Origin of the sequence: Rhodococcus rhodochrous, assembly GCF_900187265.1 — a bacterium.
Lineage (GTDB): Bacteria > Actinomycetota > Actinomycetes > Mycobacteriales > Mycobacteriaceae > Rhodococcus > Rhodococcus rhodochrous.
The window spans coordinates 4009753-4025943 of the sequence record NZ_LT906450.1; the positions used below are offsets into that span (position 1 = coordinate 4009753).

The following is a 16191-nucleotide window of genomic DNA, read 5'->3' on the forward strand; positions in this document are numbered from 1 at the left end:
GTCATCCGGTGCCCGACACTACGATTGCCCCCATGAGCATCTCTCCCGATTCCCGCGTCGCCGTCGTCACCGGAGCCTCCTCCGGAATCGGCGAGGCGACCGCCCGCACGCTCGCCGCACAGGGCTTCCACGTCGTGGTGGGCGCACGCCGACTCGACCGACTGCAGAAGCTCGCCGACGAGATCGGCGGCACCGCCCTCGAGCTCGACGTCACCGACGAGGATTCGGTCGACGCATTCACCACGGTGCTGCCGCGGGTCGACGTGCTGGTCAATAACGCCGGGGGCGCCAAGGGGCTCGCACCGGTGGCCGAGGCCGTCGAGGACGACTGGCGCTGGATGTGGGAGACCAACGTCATCGGCACCATGCGCATCACCAAGGCGCTGATCCCCGAGCTCATCGCCTCGGGCGACGGCCTGATCGTCACCATCACCTCGGTCGCGGCCTTCGAGGCCTACGACAACGGCGCCGGCTACACCTCCGCCAAGCACGCGCAGGCCGTCCTGCACCGCACGCTGCGCGGCGAACTGCTCGGACAGCCCGTCCGTCTCACCGAGATCGCGCCGGGCGCGGTCGAGACCGAGTTCTCGCTGGTGCGCTTCGAGGGCGACAAGGATCGGGCCGACAAGGTGTACGAGGGCATCACCCCGCTCGTCGCCCAGGACATCGCCGAGATCATCGGCTTCGTCGCGTCCCGTCCGTCGCACGTCAACCTCGACCAGATCATCGTCAAGCCTCGCGACCAGGCCAACGCCGGCCGGTTCCACCGCGTCACCGAGTGATCCCGTCGCGGTGGTGGGCGCGGCGGGACGCTCGCGTCCACCACCGTCGGTACTGTCCCGGACTATGCGCCAACGACGCCTCGCGCCCGGCCCGCTGCTCGACGACGACGGAGTGCTCGCCGAAGCCGGCTGGAACACCTCCGAGGTCCGCACCTACGACCGGCAGCGGGTCGCGGCGCCGCGGTTCCGCATCAAGGAGTGGGACTACTACTGCGTTCTGTCCGACGGGGTGGACGGACCGCTCGGGATCGCGCTGACCGTCGCCGACAACGGTTACATGGGGCTTCTCGGAGTCAGCGTGCTCGACCTCGCGGGTCGCTCCGAGACCACGGAGAACGCCCTCGTCCCCTTCCCGCTCGGCCGGATGCGCCTGCCGCACACCGCCGACGGCGGCGACGTCGTCGTCGAGCACGGCGGTCTCCGCATCGAGTACCACCACGAGGGGCTCTCGCGGCGGCTGATCGTCGACCACCCCCGTTTCGGCGGTGGGCGCGGACTGTCCGGAGAACTCGTGCTCACGCAGCCGTCCGACGACCGGATGGTGATCGCGACACCCTTCCCCCGCGCGCCGAAGGCCTTCTACTACAACCAGAAGATCAACTGCCTGCCCGCGCAGGGCACGATCACCGTGGGTGGGCGCGATCTGGTCTTCGATCCTGCCACCGCGTTCGGGGTGTTCGACTGGGGTCGCGGGGTGTGGACCTACGACAACACCTGGTACTGGGGGTCGGCCTCGGGAATCCACGAGGGTGTGCGATTCGGGTTCAACATCGGCCACGGCTTCGGTGACACCACCGCGGCGAGCGAGAACATGCTCTTCCACGACGGTGTGGCGCACAAGCTCGACCGCGTGCACTTCCATCTGTCCCGCGACACCTACGACGGGGCGCCGTGGCGGTTCACCAGCAACGACGAGCGGTTCGAGATGGAGTTCGAACCGATCCTCGACCGCGCGGCCGACGTGAACGCCCTGCTCGTGCGGTCCACGCAGCATCAGGTCTTCGGACGGTTCACCGGCAGCGTCGTCCTCGACGACGGCACCCGGCTCGAGATCGAGAACCTGCTCGGCTTCGCGGAGGAGGTCCGCAACCGCTGGTGACCCGGGCCGGACCGTCCGTCAAATCACACAGTTCACGGTGACGGGTTCGGGATGCAGACGCACTCCGAAGGCGTCCTCGACGCCGTCGCGCACCGTCCGCGCCAACGCCACGAGATCCGCCGTCGATGCCGCTCCCCTGTTGGTGAGCGCCAGCGTGTGCTTCGTCGACAACCGCGCCGGTGCGTCGGCGGCGGGGAAACCCTTCGCGAAACCGGCCCGCTCGATGAGCCATCCGGCCGACAGCTTGGTGCCGCCGTCCGCGGGGAACTGCGGGATGCGCACGTCCTCCCCTACCTTCGCCGCGATAGCCGCGAGCACCTGCGGCAGGCGGTCGTCGGGGACGACGGGGTTCGTGAAGAACGATCCGGCGCTCCAGGTGTCGTGGTCCTCGGCGTCGAGCACCATGCCCTTGCTGCGGCGCAGCGCGAGGACGTGCTCGCGGACCTGGGCCGCCGGCCGGCGCTCGCCCTCCTCCGCCCCCAGCGCGACCGCGAGTTCCCGGTAGGCCAGGGGCGCGGAGGAACCATCGCTCCGCACGTCCAGTTCCACCTCGAGGACGACTGCTGCGTCGGTGTGCTTGAGGATGCTGGTCCGGTAGCCGAGACCGAGTGCCTCGGGGCCGACCCACGGGTCCTGGCCGGTGGCGCGGTCGAGCAGGCGGACGCGACGCAGGATCGAGCCCACCTCGACGCCGTACGCGCCGACGTTCTGCACCGGCGTCGCTCCCGTGGATCCGGGGATACCCGACAGGCATTCGAGGCCGCCGAGGCCGGCGTCCACGGTGGCCGCGACGACGGCGTCCCATTCGGCTCCCGCATCCACCCGGACGTGGTCGTCGCGGAGGTCGACACCGGTGGTCGCGACACGGACCACGACGCCGTCGAAGCCGTCGTCCCCGATCACGAGGTTGGAGCCGCCCGCCAGGAGCAGCAGCGGCACTCCCTGCTCGTCCAGCAGGCGCACGACCTCGATCAACGACGCGGTGGACGTGCATTCGACGAGATACCGGGCGGGACCACCGAGCCGGAGGGTCGTGAACTCCGACAGCGACACCTGCTCGGACACCGTGGCTCCCGTTTCGACGAGCCGGGCCCTGATACGTGGATCAAGCACCAGCAAACGGTAGCGTGCCCCGTATGGGCAGCCCTATCGACCACACTGCGAACTACTCGTCCCCGCCTGCTGCGGTCCACACGGCGTTCGTCGATCCGCAGTACTGGCAGACCCGGCTGCGTGAGGTCGGGGGCCCGAATGCTGCGGTCGAACGCGCCGACACCGGTGACGGCACCATCGAACTCGACCTCCATCAGGCGATCCCGGCCGAGCACCTGCCGAGCATGGTCACGAGCCTGCGCCCGGGCGACCTCGTCATCCGGCGTCACGAGGCGTGGGGTGCGTTCGCGGACGGTCGCGCCGAGGGCAGGTTCTCGGCCCACGTCGACGGCATGCCCGGCGAGGTCACCGGGGGGATGACCCTCATCGCCGACGGGACGGGTTCGTCCGTCGTCATCGACGGCACCGTCGAGGTGAAGATCCCGTTCCTCGGTTCCAAGATCGAGGGCATGATCGTCGAGCAACTCGTCGAGCTGTTCGACGCGGAGCGCACCTTCACCGAGCAGTGGTTGAACGGGGACCACTCGGCCTGATCGCACGCCCGCGGGGCTTCCCCGTGGACGATCGCGATTTCCGGAGAGGCCGTCCGGCGCGGTAACCTGGCCGGTCGTGGCACGGCGTATCGACTACTCCGCCCGCTTCCCTCATCCACCGGAGCGGGTGTACGAGGCTCTCGCCGACCCCGATCACTGGGAAGCGCGGATGACCGAGATGCGCAAGTACTCGGAGAACCACGTCCGCGAGTTCACGGTCTCCGAAACGGGCATCGCGCTGGTGTTGCACCACGTCCTGCCGCGTTCCGACCTGCCGGAGATCGCCCGCACGGTGATCAAGAAGGACATGGTCATCACGCGCAAGGAGACCTACGGGCCGTTCACCGACCGTGCGACCGGCACCTACCAGGCGTCGATCCCCGGCGGTCCGGGCAGTCTCACCGGCACGATGGACCTCTTCGGCGACGACCGCGGTGCCACGCTCCGCACCACTTCCGAGGCCAAGGTGCACATCCCGTTCGTCGGCGGCAAGCTCGAAGAACTCATCCTCACCAATCTCGTCGACGTGTTCCGCACCGAAGCGGCCATCACCGCCGACTGGCTCGCCGGTCGGTAGCGCGTGCGGAATCGAGGACCCGTCGGTGTCGTCACGCGCGGCACCACCGGCATCAACAGGCTGCGCCGCAGCGACCGCTGGGCGATGCACGACCCTCACATCACGAGGGCGTTGACGCACGCCGCCGACCCGCTGGTGGTCGATCTGGGTTACGGCGCCATGCCGGTGACGACCCTCGAACTCGCCGCGCGGCTGCGTCGGGTCCGCAGCGATCTGCGTGTGGTCGGTCTCGAGATCGATCCGGACCGTGTGGTCCCGGGCCGCGACGGTGTCGAGTTCGCCCGGGGCGGTTTCGAACTCGCGGGCCTGCGCCCCACCCTGGTCCGGGCCTTCAACGTGCTCCGGCAGTATCCGGAGGAGGCGGTCGAACCGGCGTGGGCGCACCTGCGTTCCGGTCTCGCTCCCGGCGGCCTGCTCATCGACGGCACCTGTGACGAGCTGGGCCGGCGCTGCGCCTGGGTGCTCCTCGACGAGCACGGTCCCCGTTCGCTGACCCTGGCGTGGAGTCCGTTCCATGTGGAGAGACCGTCCGACGTCGCCGAACGGTTGCCGAAGGCGCTGATCCACCGGAACGTCCCGGGCGAGCCGATCCACGCGCTGCTCCGCGCGGCCGACCGCGCGTGGGCGACGAGCGCTCCGCACGCGGCGTTCGGGCCGCGGATCCGGTGGAAGGCGACGCTCGAGCTGCTGCAGGATCAAGGCTTCCCGGTGTCCCCGCCCCGCCGCCGTCTGCGCGACTGCGTGCTGACGGTGCCGTGGGACGCGGTCGCGCCTACCGGCGCACCTGTCGCATCCGAGCGAGTCGGCCGAGGAACTGCGCTCGGCGCGCTCGTCGCGGTCTGAGACCCCGTCGGTCAGCCCGCGGCGAGGAGCGCGAGCTCGATCCGGTCGGCCACCGCGGCCGGCTGGTTCGCCACCGCGGCGTGCAGCTGGTCGGAGTCGACCCGGCCGAGCGCGATCGCGTCGCCGACGAGTTCGTCGAGCACTTCCTGGGACACGCCACCGGCCGCGAGGTCGACCGCGGTGCGGGCGGGAGTGGTGATCCGGAAGGCCCCGACGACCTCGCAGTCCTCCTCCGCCAGCGTCCGGTGGTGCAGCGCGAGCCGGTTGCTCGGCACGGTGCGCTGGTCGGGGGTGGACAGGTGCAGGAAGCGCGGCTGGAGGTGACCCATGCCGTGCAGGTCGGCGGCGCTCTGGTGCGAGACGACCGCTTCCCCCTCGTACCAGGTGCACCACTGGGCGAACTCGTCGAACTTCGTCCGTGGGCTGTCGCTGAGGCGGAACAGTTCGGTCTCGACGCGGATCCACAGTCCCGCCTCGATGCGTTCCGCGAAGTCGTGAGCTGCTATTCCGTGACCGACGGCCTGGCGTGCGGTGAAGAACCCGGCTTGCGTGGCGGCGAGGCGCCGCAGCGAGTCGTCGGCATCGGCCCGCCCGGTTGCGTCGTAACCTGAATCCGTCCACCCTGTCATGGCGCCCAGCGTAGCCGACGAATGTGGTACACCTCACATATTTTCCTCATCCGGCGGCCGTGTGCTCAGTCGATCCTCAGTGTCTTCCGGAAGAATCGGCGACCATGACGCAACGGAAGCGCAACCGCACCGTCACGATCGCCGTCGTTCTCGTCGCGGCGCTGGTCGCAGTCCTGGTGGGCGCGGAGGTGTACGTCCGCAACCGCGCGACCACGTGCCTCGCCCAGTCCTTCGAGAGCGAGCTCGGCACGGGAGTCGACGTCGACCTGAGCTGGAAGCCGGTACTGCTGCAGCTGCTCGACCGGCAGGTTCCCTCGGTCGCCCTCGACAGCGACGACACCGCCTTCGGTCCCGCCCAGCAGATGCAGGTGCACGCCGAGGTCAACGATGTCGACCTGCGCGACTCCGCCGAGGGCGCCGGCACCATCGGCAGCTCGAGTGCCGACGTGTCGTGGCCGACCTCCGGGATCCTCGCGACCGTGCAGAGCCAGCCGGTCGGCGGCCTCGTCACCGACGTCACGGCCGACGAGAACGCGGGCACCCTGACGTTCACGGTCGGCGGTCAGGGTCTTGCGGAGTTCACCGCGCGACCGGTGGTGAACAGCGGCGTGGTGACGGTCGAGACGACGGACGCGACGATCCTCGGCATCGGGCTCCCGACGGCCCTCGTCGACGGCGTCGTGGAGATCCTGACCTCGGGTCTGCAGCAGTACCCGCTGGGGATGCAGGCCACCGAGGTGAACGTCACCGACGCCGGCATCGATCTCCGCCTCGAGGGTGGCCGCTTCGTGCTGCCGGAGGCCCCGCAGGGACAGCAGCAACAGCAGGAGGGCAGCTGCGGCCTCCTGTCGTGACCGAGGAGGCCGGTCCGGCAGACCGTCGAGAGCTGCTCAGCTCTGCAGACCGTCGAGGACCGCGCGACTACCGGACAACCCGAGGCGCGTGGCCCCGGCGTCGATCATCGCGGTCGCGCTCATGGCGGTGCGGATTCCGCCGCTCGCCTTGATGCCGAGCCGGCCGCCCACCGTCTCCGCCATGAGCGCGACCGCGTGGGTGGTGGCGCCGCCCGCGGGATGGAAGCCGGTGGAGGTCTTCACGAAGTTCGCCCCGGCCTTCTCCGCGGCGCGGCACACCTCGACGATCGCCTCGTCGGAGAGCACGGCGGATTCGATGATGACCTTGAGGACCGGGTCGAACCCGATCGCTTCGCGCACGGTGAGGATGTCGGCGAGGACGGCGTTGTAGTCGCCGGCCACCGCTGCCCCCACGTCGATCACCATGTCGATCTCGCGTGCACCCTCGTCGACGGCAAGTCGCGCCTCGGCGCCCTTGATGAGCGAATGGTGCTTGCCCGACGGGAAACCGACGACCGTCGCGACCGTGACCCCCTCGGCCCGCAGGGGCAGCATCGACGGCGACACGCACACCGCATACACGCCGAGCTCGACGGCTTCGTCGACGAGGGCCCGCACGTCCTGTGAGGACGCTTCGGGTTTGAGGAGGGTGTGGTCGATCATCGACGCGACCTGCGTGCGGGTCAACGGGGTTCCGGACATGACTGCAGCTTCCCACACGGCGGGCCCGAGCATCCGGAACCGCCTCGCAGCTTCGGTAATCCACTCGCGCGCGGTCCCCTCCGGCACCCACAATGATCGCGTGCTGATCCGTCGAGAACTCCCCGCCGACGTCCGTGCGATCGCCGACGTGCATCGCACCGCCTTCGCACCGTTCGCCCCGGAGGGCTGCGAGCCGGTCGAACCCGGTCTGGTCGCGTCGTTGCGGGCGAGCGACGCGTGGCTGCCCCCGTTGTCGCTCGTGGCCGAGGACGTCTCGGGCGCGATCGTCGGTCACGTGGTCGCCACTCGCGGTCATGTCGGCAGCACTCCTACCCTGGGCCTCGGTCCGCTCGGTGTCCGTCCCGATTCGCAGCGCTCCGGTGTGGGCGGCGCTCTCATGCACGCCGTTCTCGGAGCGGCGGACGCTCTGGACGAGTCGCTCGTGCTCCTGCTCGGGCATCCCGACTACTACCCCCGTTTCGGTTTCGTGCCCGCCGCCGAACTCGGGATCTCCCCGGACGTCGAGGAGTGGACGTCCCATTTCCAGGCGCGGGCGCTCACGGCACACGATCCCGAGCTGCGGGGTGCCTTCCGGTACGCCGAGCCGTTCTACGCTCTCGAGGAGCCGGCATGAACGACGATCCCGAGAATGTCCGGGCCGCCTCCGATGTCCGGGCCGATTCCGCCGAGACCGCGCGCACCTTCGACGCGGCGAGCGGTGATTTCGACGAGTTGACCCCGACGGTCTGGGGACCGGCCGGGCAGGCTCTGGTCTTCCAGCTCGGTGTCTCCCCCGGCGAGGCGGTGCTCGACGTGTGTTGCGGAACGGGATCGTCCGCGCTTCCCGCCGCCGCAGCAGTCGGACCCGAGGGGCTCGTCCACGGCGTCGACGTCGCCGACGAGATGCTCGAACGCGGCCGCGTGACCGCGGAACGCCGCGGACTGAAGAACATCGAGTTCGTCTGTGCGGACGCCTCGCAGTGGGAGGCGCCGTCGGACGTTCCCGCCGCCGGCTACGACGTGCTGTCGATCTCCTACGGGGTGTTCTTCCTCCCGGACATGGACCGCACCTTCTGGCGTCTGGTCTCGCTCGTGCGGCAGGGCGGACGCGCCGGCGTGACGGTCTGGCGACACGGCGCGATGGAGGAGTTCTCGTCGATCGTGTTCGACGTCGCGTCCCTCCACTCCCCCGAACTGCGCGAGCGCGGCGCCCTGCGCGATCGAACACCGCTGCACCGGATCGACACGCCGGACACGCTCGAGGCGTGGCTCGCCGACGCCGGAACCGATTCCGTGGAGGTCCGCACCCTGTCGAATCTTCTTCCGGCGACGGACGAGTTGTGCTGGTCACTGGTGACGGGCACCGGTCTGCGCGCGGCGCTGACCGGGCTCGACTCAGGACGGGTGGCATCGGTGCGGGAGCAGATCGCCGAGGAGGTCACCGCACGCGGACTGCACACGATCGACGCGACCACCCTCGTCGCCACGGGCACGGTTCGACGCCCTCCGGTGTCGGGCTGACGACCGGCAGCAGCGCCGACGGGGGCAGCGCCTACCGAAAGCAGAGCCGACCGGAAACAGAGCGCAACGTGTCACCTGAGACAATCGGGGCATGACGCTCGCCTCATCCGCCGACGATCGACGTTACGTTCTGACCCTGGGCTGCCCGGACACCACCGGGATCGTCGCCCGCATCGCGACCTTCCTCGCGGAGGTCGGCGGCTCGATCGTCGAGGCGGCCTACCACGCCGACCAGGACACCGGCTGGTTCTTCACCCGCCAGGCCGTCCGGGCGTCGTCGATCCCGTTCGGCCTCGACGAGCTGCGCGAGAAGTTCGCGAGCGTCGCCGCCGACATCGGGCCGCAGACCGAATGGACGCTCTCCGACACCGGCAAGCGCAAGCGCGTCGTGCTGCTCGTGAGCAAGGAAGGGCACTGCCTGCACGACATCCTCGGACGTGTCGCCGCAGGGGAACTCGACGCCGAGATCTGCGCCGTCATCGGCAACCATCGCGATCTCGAACCGGTCGCGCAGCGGCACGGCATCACCTTCCACTATGTGTCGTTCCCGAAGGATCCGGCCGAGCGCGGACCGGCCTTCGAGCAGGTCCGCAAGCTCGTCGACTCCCACGACCCGCACGCGGTGGTCCTCGCCCGGTTCATGCAGGTGCTCCCGGAGGAGCTGTGCGAGCACTGGGCCGGCCGGGCGATCAACATCCACCACAGCTTCCTGCCGTCGTTCATCGGCGCACGGCCCTACCATCAGGCCTTCACGCGCGGTGTGAAGCTCATCGGCGCGACCTGCCACTACGTCACCGCCGAACTCGACGCGGGCCCGATCATCGAGCAGGACGTCATCCGCGTCAGTCACAGCGACAGCGTCAGCGACATGGTCCGGCAGGGCCGCGACGTGGAGAAGCTGGTCCTCTCACGCGGTCTGCGCTGGCACCTCGAGGACCGGGTGCTGGTGCACGACAGCAAGACCGTCGTCTTCCGGTAGATCCCCGGAGCCGAAACCGGTCCACCCGCGAACGGATGGACCGGTTTCGTGCGTGAGTGATCGGCTCAGCCGACGGGCACACCGGCTCGTTCGACGAGGTGCGCGACCTCCTCGTCGAACCGATCGATCGCTTCGACCGAGCTCATGTGGCCGACTCCGTCGAGCACCACGAGACGTTCGAGGTTGCCCGCACGTTCGAGTTCCTCGGCAAGACGCCGGGCGTGGACCGGCGGGGTGAGACGGTCGGCGGTGCCGACCAGCACCGTCGTCGGGACGGTGAGGTTGCGCAGGCCCTCACGGATGTCGAGGGCGCTGAGGACCCTGCCCCAGCCGCCCCGCGTGCGCGGCGGGCAACCGAGCACGATCTTCTCGCAGAACTGCACCTCCGCGGTGCTCGCGCCGGGCGACAGGGCCACGTAGCGCAGGGCCCGCGTCGTCACCGGGGACGCGGCGAGCGGAACCGTCGCGCCCATGAGCCGGCTCGCGACGGGCACCGGTACCCGCGGGAAGCGTTGCGGCAGCGGCACGATCGCCGAGTCGGCGACGAGCCGGTCGGTGCCGGTGCTCGCGAGCAGCACGCCCGCGACCGTGCGGTCGACGTTCTCCGGGTACTTCTCGGCCCACGCGATGATGCTCATCCCGCCCATGCTGTGACCGGTGAGTACGGCCTTCGCGCCGGGCCGGACCACGGCGTCGAGGACCGCCTGCAGATCGTCGGCGAGCACGTCGGCTCCCAGCGGCCGTGCCCCGGCCTCGCTGTCGCCGTGCCCGCGCTGGTCGTAGACCACCACCCGGTAGTTCTCCGCGAACGCGTTGATCTGCGGGGTCCAGTACGCGGCGTTGCACGTCCAACCGTGGCAGAACACCAGCACGGGAGCGTCCGCGTCGCCGTAGGCGAGCACGTTGAGCCGGGCACCGTCCTCGGCGCGGACGTCGAGGATCTCGGGTTCGAGTTCCGGTTCTCGCAGCAACTCGTGCGGCGCGACGTCCTCGGTACGGACGACCGTCCGACGACGCCGGCGGACGAGCACGGCGGTGGTCGCCGCGGCAGCGAGAACGATCGAACCCGCGACGATCGACGCGGTCGGGGACGGCTTTCTCACGGGTGGGATTCTCCTGTCGGTTCGGTGGAGCAGCGCGGCGTCACAGGACGTGCGCGCGACGCAGAAGCAGAGTGGACGGACCGCCGATCAGTCCCACCTCGTCGAGGAATTCGACGGTGCGGCGAGTGCCCTGGCGGAGCTTGTCGTGGTAATGCCTGTTCTCCCGCGCGGCCTTCTTCGCCTCGGCGACGTCGAGTCCGGCCGCCGCGTAGACCTGGTCGTTCACGAGGCTGGTGACGACGAAGTACGCGCTCACCCCGAGGTGGATCCGGATCCATGCCCGCTCGAGACGACCGAGCCGGGCCGAGCGCCTGCGGGTCTCCTCGCGGGCGTAGCGGATGTGCCGCGACTCCTCCACGACATGGACGTGGCTCACCGTCCGGGTGATGGGCTGCACCCGCTCGTCGCGCATGAAGTCGCGCTGCATCATGTCGAGGATCTCCTCGGCGAACAGGGTGCCGCCGTAGGCAAGGGCGCCGCGCGCGACGGCCTTGAACAACCGGCCGGTCTCGCGGATCCAGCGCTTGGGCCGGTAGGAGGGGATGCCGTATCGCTGCGCCGACCGCGCGAACATGATCGAGTGCCGGCATTCGTCGGCGATCTCGGTGAGCCCGAACTGCACGTAGGGGGTCGCCGGATCGTGCCGGTAGAGATCGCGCACGAGCATCTGCATGAGGATCATCTCGAACCAGATCCCGGTGCCGGCGATGCTCGCGGCCTCGTGCTCGGTGAGGGTGATGCGCTGATCCTCCGACATGCGTTCCCACAGGTCGGTGCCGTAGAGACTGCACCATTCCGGGGTCATGCCGTACTTTCCGTCCACGAGCGGCGCATCCCAGTCGATCTCGAGCTCAGGATTGTAGGAGAGCCGCGCCGACGAATCGAGCAGTCGTTGCGCGGTTTCCTGCCGGTGATCCGTGGAGTGTTCACCCGGCAGGCTGTCGTGCTTTCGAAGGAGCGTCATCGCCGACCACCTCGTCTCGGAAAATTATCCGTTACCCGAAGTGTCATTATCTGGATCACACTTGTCAAGCGAAAGGGAGGCCCACCCGCCCTACCACCGAGGACGACGGACCTCCCTGATCACCACCGCGGAGTTCGGACCCCGCAGTCATCACCGCGGAGCGGTCACCACCGCGGGCGCTGGACCTCCTCGACCCGCGGGCGGACGTCCACGAGGTACACGCACACCGCGACGACCGCGATGATCCCGAGCAAACCCACCGCGCCGAAGACGACGAGGACGAGCAGCGCAGCCACGAGGATGCCGAGCCAGACGGGCTTGGTCAGCTTGTCGACGGCCGGAAACGCCTCGGCGGGCTGACGCACGACGTGGAACAACGCGAATCCCGCCCCGGCGATGGCGATGATCTGCAGCGCGAGGATGATCAGACCGGCAAGTGAATCGACATTCGTCACCACACCAGTCTACGAGAATCGGCCCCCGTGCGAGTTCGCACGAGGGCCGACCGATCGCTGCAGGTCAGGAGCCGCTGGTCTTGCGCGGAGCCGCCTTCTTGGCAGGGGTCTTCTTGGCCGGAGCCTTCGCCGGGGTCTTCGCGGCGGTCTTGGCCGGAGCCTTGGCGGCCGGCGTCTTGGCAACCGTCTTGGCCGGGGCCTTCGCCGGGGTCTTGGCGGGAGCCTTCTTGGCCGGAGCCTTGGCGGGGGTGACCTCGACCGGCTCGACCGGGGTGGCCACGGACTCGACCTTCTCCGCGGCCTTGTCGGCCGCTTCGCGGACGTCGCCGCGGGCCGAGTCGACCCGTCCGGCGGTCTCGGAACCCGTCTCCTCGGCACGCTCACCGAGCTCGACGACGCGCTCGGCGGCCTTGTCGCCGGCGTCGGACACGGCCTCGCTCACCTCGTCGCTCGCCTCGGAGATGCGACCGGCCGCGCGACCCGCGAGCTTCGCGGCCTGCTCGCCGACCTCGCGGGTCCGGCGGGCCACCGTCCCGAGGGCTTCCTCGGTGAGGTCGGCGGCGTCGCCGAGTACGGCTTCGGCGCGACCGATGCCGTCCTCGAGGGCCGGCTGGGAGCGCAGACGCTCGAGCGTCTCCTCACCGCGCTCGGCGAGAGCGGTGTAGAGGTCGGAGGCGACCTTCAGGTACGCCTCGGCGACCTTGCGCAGCTCCTCGGCACTGAAACGCTCGCGCAGCTCCGCGATCTCCTCGGGCAGCTCGGCCGGGAGTTCGGCGAGGCGCTCGCGGAGGGATTCGACGGTCTCGGTGAGATCGGCGGGCAGGGTCACGAAGCGGTCGCGGGCGGTCTCGACCCGCTCGGCCACCTCGGTGCGGTTGGTCTCCGCACGTCGGCGCGCCTGGGCCACGAGGTCGGCGACGGCCTGGACGACGGCGTCGCCGGCACCGACCGCCGCGTAGAGGGAGGTACGGATGCTGGTGGGATCGGTCATGAAGATTTCTCCTCGTCGAAGTCTGTCGGATGGTCGGGCCGGGCATCGCCGGTGTTCTGCTGGTTCTCCCGGCAGAACGAGTCGTAGATGTCGAGCAGGACCTGCTTCTGCCGCTCGGTGAGAACGGTGTCGACGAGCACCGCGTCGCGCACGGCACTCTCCGCTCGATGCTCGAGGATCCCCGCTCGTACGTAGAGAACCTCGGCCGAGAGCCGCAACCCCTTGGCGATCTGGGCGAGAACTTCCGCGGACGGCTTGCGCAGTCCGCGTTCGATCTGGCTCAGGTACGGGTTGCTGACACCGGCCAGTTGCGACAACTGCCGGAGCGAGACCTGGGCGGCCTCGCGCTGCGACCGGATGAAGGCGCCGATGTCCTGGGCGGCATTGTTGACCACCCGGGCGGCGATATCCCCCGGTCCGGCACTGTCGTCCGGCGTGTCCGAGCCCTCGATCGGATCTGGTTCCGTGGACACACCGACCACTCTACGGACAGGTGCTAGCTACAGCAAGCACTCTGCTAGCACGTGACGGTTGTCACGCGAACAGCAGCTCCGAGACCGTGTAGATCGCAAGGCCGGCGAGCGAGCCGACCACCGTGCCGTTGATGCGGATGAACTGCAGGTCGCGCCCCACGGCGAGCTCGATCTTGCGGCTGGCCTCCTCGGCGTCCCAACGCTCGACCGTCTCGCGGATGACGGACGTGATCTCGTCGGCGTAGTTGGACGCGACGAAGCGCACCGCGTCGAGCAACCAGCCGTCGATCTTGGTGCGCAGCTCGGCGTCCTCGCGCACCCGGATGCCGAACGCCATGACGTTCTCCGCGATCTTCGTACGCAGGGTGCTGTTCGGGTCGTCCACGGAGTCGAGGATCATCCGCTTGGCCGTCCGCCAGGTCGCCGCGGCGAGTCCGGTGATCTCGTCGCGGCCCATGATCTCGGCCTTGACCTTCTCCGCCTTGGCGATGGTCACGGGATCGCTCTGAAGGTCGCGGGCGTAGTCGGCGAGGAACTTGTTGACCGCGAGGCGCACCTCGTGGTCGGGATTCGACCGCACCTTCCACGTGAACTCCACGAGTTCGCGGTGGATCTTCTCCCCGAGCAGCAGGTCGACGAACTTCGGCGACCACGACGGCGAGTCGCGGCTGATCACGCGGTCGATCGTCTCCTGACTCCCGAGCGCCCACTGGTGCGCGCGTTCGGCGAGCATGTCGACGAGCGGGAGGTGACGGTTCTCGGCGAGCAGTTCGGTGAGGACACGCCCGATGGGCGGTCCCCATTCCGGTTCGGCGATGCGCTTGACGATGGTGTGGTCGATGATCTGCTGGATGTCGTCCTCGCGCAGGATGCCGACCACGCCGCGCAGGACCGTCGACGTCTCCTTGGCCACACGCTGGGCGTTCTCGGGTTCCGCGAGCCAGCTACCGACCCGCAGCGGGATCTGCGCCGACTCGACCTTGGCGGAGACCACCTCGGGTGCGAGGAAGTTGCTGCCCACGAACGAGCTCAGATTGGCGCCGAGTTGATCCTTCTTCCGCTTGATGATCGCTGTGTGCGGGACGGGTATCCGCAGCGGGTGGCGGAACAGGGCGGTCACGGCGAACCAGTCGGCGAGCGCGCCGACCATGCCGGCCTCGGAGGCCGCGCGCACGTAGCCCACCCACGCGCCGGCGCCTCGGGTTTCCTGCCAGCGGCAGAAGAGATAGATGATCGCGGCGACGACGAGGAAGCCGGTCGCGACCGCTTTCATACGGCGGAGTTCTCGGCGCTTGATCTCGTCGTCGGTCGTCAGGAGCTGCACCCGATCGATTGTGCCGAAAGTCGACTCTCGGCGGACGGAACGCCCTCGAGTTCTGAAGGACGGGAGACCGGATCGTAGACTGAGCCGACGATCGAAACCGAACGGATGTGCCACACAGTGTCCAGCAGACCGCAGACGACTTCGAACCCGACCTCGAGCGAGGCCGCCCCGCCCGTGAAGCAGGACGGCCGCAAACGGCGCTGGCACGAGCACAAGATCGCCCGCCGGGAAGAGCTCGTGGACGGCACCATCAACGCGATCCGCACTCGCGGCCACGAGATCGGCATGGACGAGATCGCCGCCGAGATCGGCGTGTCGAAGACGGTGCTCTACCGCTACTTCACCGACAAGAGCGACCTGACGACCGCCACGATGCTGCGGTACGTCGAGACGGTCCTCGCTCCCCGGATCTACGCGGCGGTCGCGGAGGATCTCGACGAGTACGAGCTCACCCGGGAGGCGATCACCGCCTACGTCGAGACCGTCGCCGATGATCCCGAGGTCTACCTGTACGTGATGAGCAACAGCGCGTCGGCGGGACGCGACGTGGTCGCCGATTCGGAGCGGATGATCGCCGAGCTCGTCGCCACCGTCCTCGGGGAACGGCTGCGGCTGCTCGAGATGGATTCGGGCGGTGCCGTGCCGTGGGCGTACGGGATCGTCGGCGGCATCCAGCTCGCGACGCACTGGTGGATCTCGAACAAGTCGATGACCACCGAGGACCTCATCGACTACCTGACGATGATGATCTGGGGCGGCATGACCGGCATCGCCGGAGTCGCCGGATCCCCGGTGCGTTTCAAGTCGCAGCCGCATCCGCTCCTGCCGGAGTCGTCGACCACTCCCTGATCGACACCTTTACTGTTACTCGAAGTTGCACGTATAGTGCGGGCATGAGCGACCACGCCGACGACCTGCACGACGAGGACGACCCCGGCTACCGCGGCCCCGCCGAGGTCACGGTGGGCGACCGCACGGTCGTCGTCGACGTCGAGATCTCCGGGCGGTTCGATCCCCTGCTCGGCCGGCACGTGTGGCGGGGCCGGCTCCGCAGGCTCGCCGAGACCCTCGGCGCAGACGCCTCGCCGGCGCCGGGCACCACCGTGACCATCACGGTGCCCGACGCCCCCGAGGCCGCGACCGCCCGCATCTCGGAGGTCGACCTGTGGGGCAGCCACATGGTCGACGGCGTCTCGCGTCCGCCGTACCCCCTGCCGACCGAGACCGACGGTGTCGATCCCGCCTGATC

At 69.2% G+C, this 16191-nt stretch carries 20 protein-coding genes; 11 read left to right on the plus strand and 9 right to left on the minus strand.

Annotation, left to right across the window (positions count from 1 at the left end; genetic code table 11):
* The first annotated feature begins 32 nt into the window (after positions 1-32).
* Both CKW34_RS18335 and CKW34_RS18340 read left to right on the plus strand, forming a co-directional pair.
* On the plus strand, positions 33-782 hold the full coding sequence (locus CKW34_RS18335; protein WP_059383367.1) for an SDR family NAD(P)-dependent oxidoreductase: 750 nt from the start codon (positions 33-35) through the stop codon (positions 780-782).
* A 64-nt stretch (positions 783-846) separates the two neighbouring features.
* Positions 847-1881 (plus strand): DUF2804 domain-containing protein, encoded by a 1035-nt coding sequence (locus CKW34_RS18340; RefSeq protein ID WP_059383368.1) that lies wholly within the window; start codon positions 847-849, stop codon positions 1879-1881.
* 18 nt (positions 1882-1899) lie between these two features.
* On the opposite strand, the gene CKW34_RS18345 is transcribed toward CKW34_RS18340, so the two are convergent.
* Positions 1900-2946 (minus strand): UDP-N-acetylmuramate dehydrogenase, encoded by a 1047-nt coding sequence (locus tag CKW34_RS18345; protein ID WP_059383369.1) that lies wholly within the window; start codon positions 2944-2946, stop codon positions 1900-1902.
* Positions 2947-3017: 71 nt separating this feature from the next.
* Here CKW34_RS18345 and CKW34_RS18350 point away from each other — a divergent pair, with 71 nt between their 5' ends.
* The 3 genes from CKW34_RS18350 to CKW34_RS18360 all read left to right on the plus strand — a co-directional run bounded on the left by CKW34_RS18350 (position 3018) and on the right by CKW34_RS18360 (position 4947).
* On the plus strand, positions 3018-3527 hold the full coding sequence (locus CKW34_RS18350; protein ID WP_059383370.1) for a DUF2505 domain-containing protein: 510 nt from the start codon (positions 3018-3020) through the stop codon (positions 3525-3527).
* A 76-nt stretch (positions 3528-3603) separates the two neighbouring features.
* A complete protein-coding gene (locus CKW34_RS18355; protein ID WP_059383371.1) occupies positions 3604-4104 on the plus strand; it encodes a DUF2505 domain-containing protein in 501 nt (166 codons plus the stop codon).
* A 3-nt stretch (positions 4105-4107) separates the two neighbouring features.
* Positions 4108-4947: a hypothetical protein gene (locus CKW34_RS18360; protein WP_059383372.1), complete on the plus strand. Its 840-nt coding sequence runs from the start codon at positions 4108-4110 to the stop codon at positions 4945-4947.
* Positions 4948-4958: 11 nt separating this feature from the next.
* On the opposite strand, the gene CKW34_RS18365 is transcribed toward CKW34_RS18360, so the two are convergent.
* Positions 4959-5576, minus strand: coding sequence for a type IV toxin-antitoxin system AbiEi family antitoxin domain-containing protein (locus CKW34_RS18365; RefSeq protein WP_006552373.1), 618 nt, complete (start codon positions 5574-5576; stop codon positions 4959-4961).
* 104 nt (positions 5577-5680) lie between these two features.
* Here CKW34_RS18365 and CKW34_RS18370 point away from each other — a divergent pair, with 104 nt between their 5' ends.
* Positions 5681-6430, plus strand: a complete 750-nt coding sequence (locus tag CKW34_RS18370) for an LmeA family phospholipid-binding protein (RefSeq protein WP_059383373.1) — start codon at positions 5681-5683, stop codon at positions 6428-6430.
* A gap of 36 nt (positions 6431-6466) precedes the next feature.
* Here CKW34_RS18370 and deoC read toward each other — a convergent pair whose 3' ends face one another.
* Positions 6467-7132: a deoxyribose-phosphate aldolase gene (gene deoC, locus CKW34_RS18375; protein WP_059383422.1), complete on the minus strand. Its 666-nt coding sequence runs from the start codon at positions 7130-7132 to the stop codon at positions 6467-6469.
* A 100-nt stretch (positions 7133-7232) separates the two neighbouring features.
* On the opposite strand from deoC, the gene CKW34_RS18380 reads away from it, so the two are divergent.
* The 3 genes from CKW34_RS18380 to purU all read left to right on the plus strand — a co-directional run bounded on the left by CKW34_RS18380 (position 7233) and on the right by purU (position 9632).
* Positions 7233-7766 (plus strand): GNAT family N-acetyltransferase, encoded by a 534-nt coding sequence (locus CKW34_RS18380; RefSeq protein ID WP_059383374.1) that lies wholly within the window; start codon positions 7233-7235, stop codon positions 7764-7766.
* On the plus strand, positions 7763-8653 hold the full coding sequence (locus CKW34_RS18385) for a class I SAM-dependent methyltransferase (protein WP_080968329.1): 891 nt from the start codon (positions 7763-7765) through the stop codon (positions 8651-8653). The genes CKW34_RS18380 and CKW34_RS18385 overlap by 4 nt, the downstream gene beginning before the upstream one ends.
* 91 nt (positions 8654-8744) lie before the next feature.
* Positions 8745-9632, plus strand: a complete 888-nt coding sequence (gene purU / locus CKW34_RS18390) for a formyltetrahydrofolate deformylase (protein WP_016693701.1) — start codon at positions 8745-8747, stop codon at positions 9630-9632.
* 65 nt (positions 9633-9697) lie between these two features.
* Here the strand turns inward: purU and CKW34_RS18395 are convergent, their stop codons facing one another.
* From CKW34_RS18395 to CKW34_RS18420, 6 genes are all read right to left on the minus strand, one after another.
* Complete coding sequence (locus tag CKW34_RS18395; protein ID WP_059383375.1) at positions 9698-10735, minus strand: alpha/beta fold hydrolase; 1038 nt, start codon at positions 10733-10735, stop codon at positions 9698-9700.
* A gap of 40 nt (positions 10736-10775) precedes the next feature.
* On the minus strand, positions 10776-11699 hold the full coding sequence (locus tag CKW34_RS18400) for an AurF N-oxygenase family protein (RefSeq protein WP_059383376.1): 924 nt from the start codon (positions 11697-11699) through the stop codon (positions 10776-10778).
* A 164-nt stretch (positions 11700-11863) separates the two neighbouring features.
* A complete protein-coding gene (locus CKW34_RS18405) occupies positions 11864-12154 on the minus strand; it encodes a DUF2516 family protein (protein WP_024101750.1) in 291 nt (96 codons plus the stop codon).
* Positions 12155-12218: 64 nt separating this feature from the next.
* Complete coding sequence (locus CKW34_RS18410) at positions 12219-13145, minus strand: hypothetical protein (RefSeq protein ID WP_059383377.1); 927 nt, start codon at positions 13143-13145, stop codon at positions 12219-12221.
* Positions 13142-13618: a helix-turn-helix domain-containing protein gene (locus CKW34_RS18415; protein ID WP_059383424.1), complete on the minus strand. Its 477-nt coding sequence runs from the start codon at positions 13616-13618 to the stop codon at positions 13142-13144. The genes CKW34_RS18410 and CKW34_RS18415 overlap by 4 nt, the downstream gene beginning before the upstream one ends.
* A 61-nt stretch (positions 13619-13679) precedes the next feature.
* A complete protein-coding gene (locus CKW34_RS18420) occupies positions 13680-14891 on the minus strand; it encodes a DUF445 domain-containing protein (protein ID WP_226950083.1) in 1212 nt (403 codons plus the stop codon).
* A gap of 156 nt (positions 14892-15047) precedes the next feature.
* Here CKW34_RS18420 and CKW34_RS18425 point away from each other — a divergent pair, with 156 nt between their 5' ends.
* On the plus strand, positions 15048-15791 hold the full coding sequence (locus tag CKW34_RS18425) for a TetR/AcrR family transcriptional regulator (protein ID WP_026061465.1): 744 nt from the start codon (positions 15048-15050) through the stop codon (positions 15789-15791).
* A gap of 44 nt (positions 15792-15835) precedes the next feature.
* On the plus strand, positions 15836-16189 hold the full coding sequence (locus CKW34_RS18430) for a DUF4873 domain-containing protein (RefSeq protein ID WP_059383379.1): 354 nt from the start codon (positions 15836-15838) through the stop codon (positions 16187-16189).
* The last annotated feature ends 2 nt before the right edge of the window (positions 16190-16191 follow it).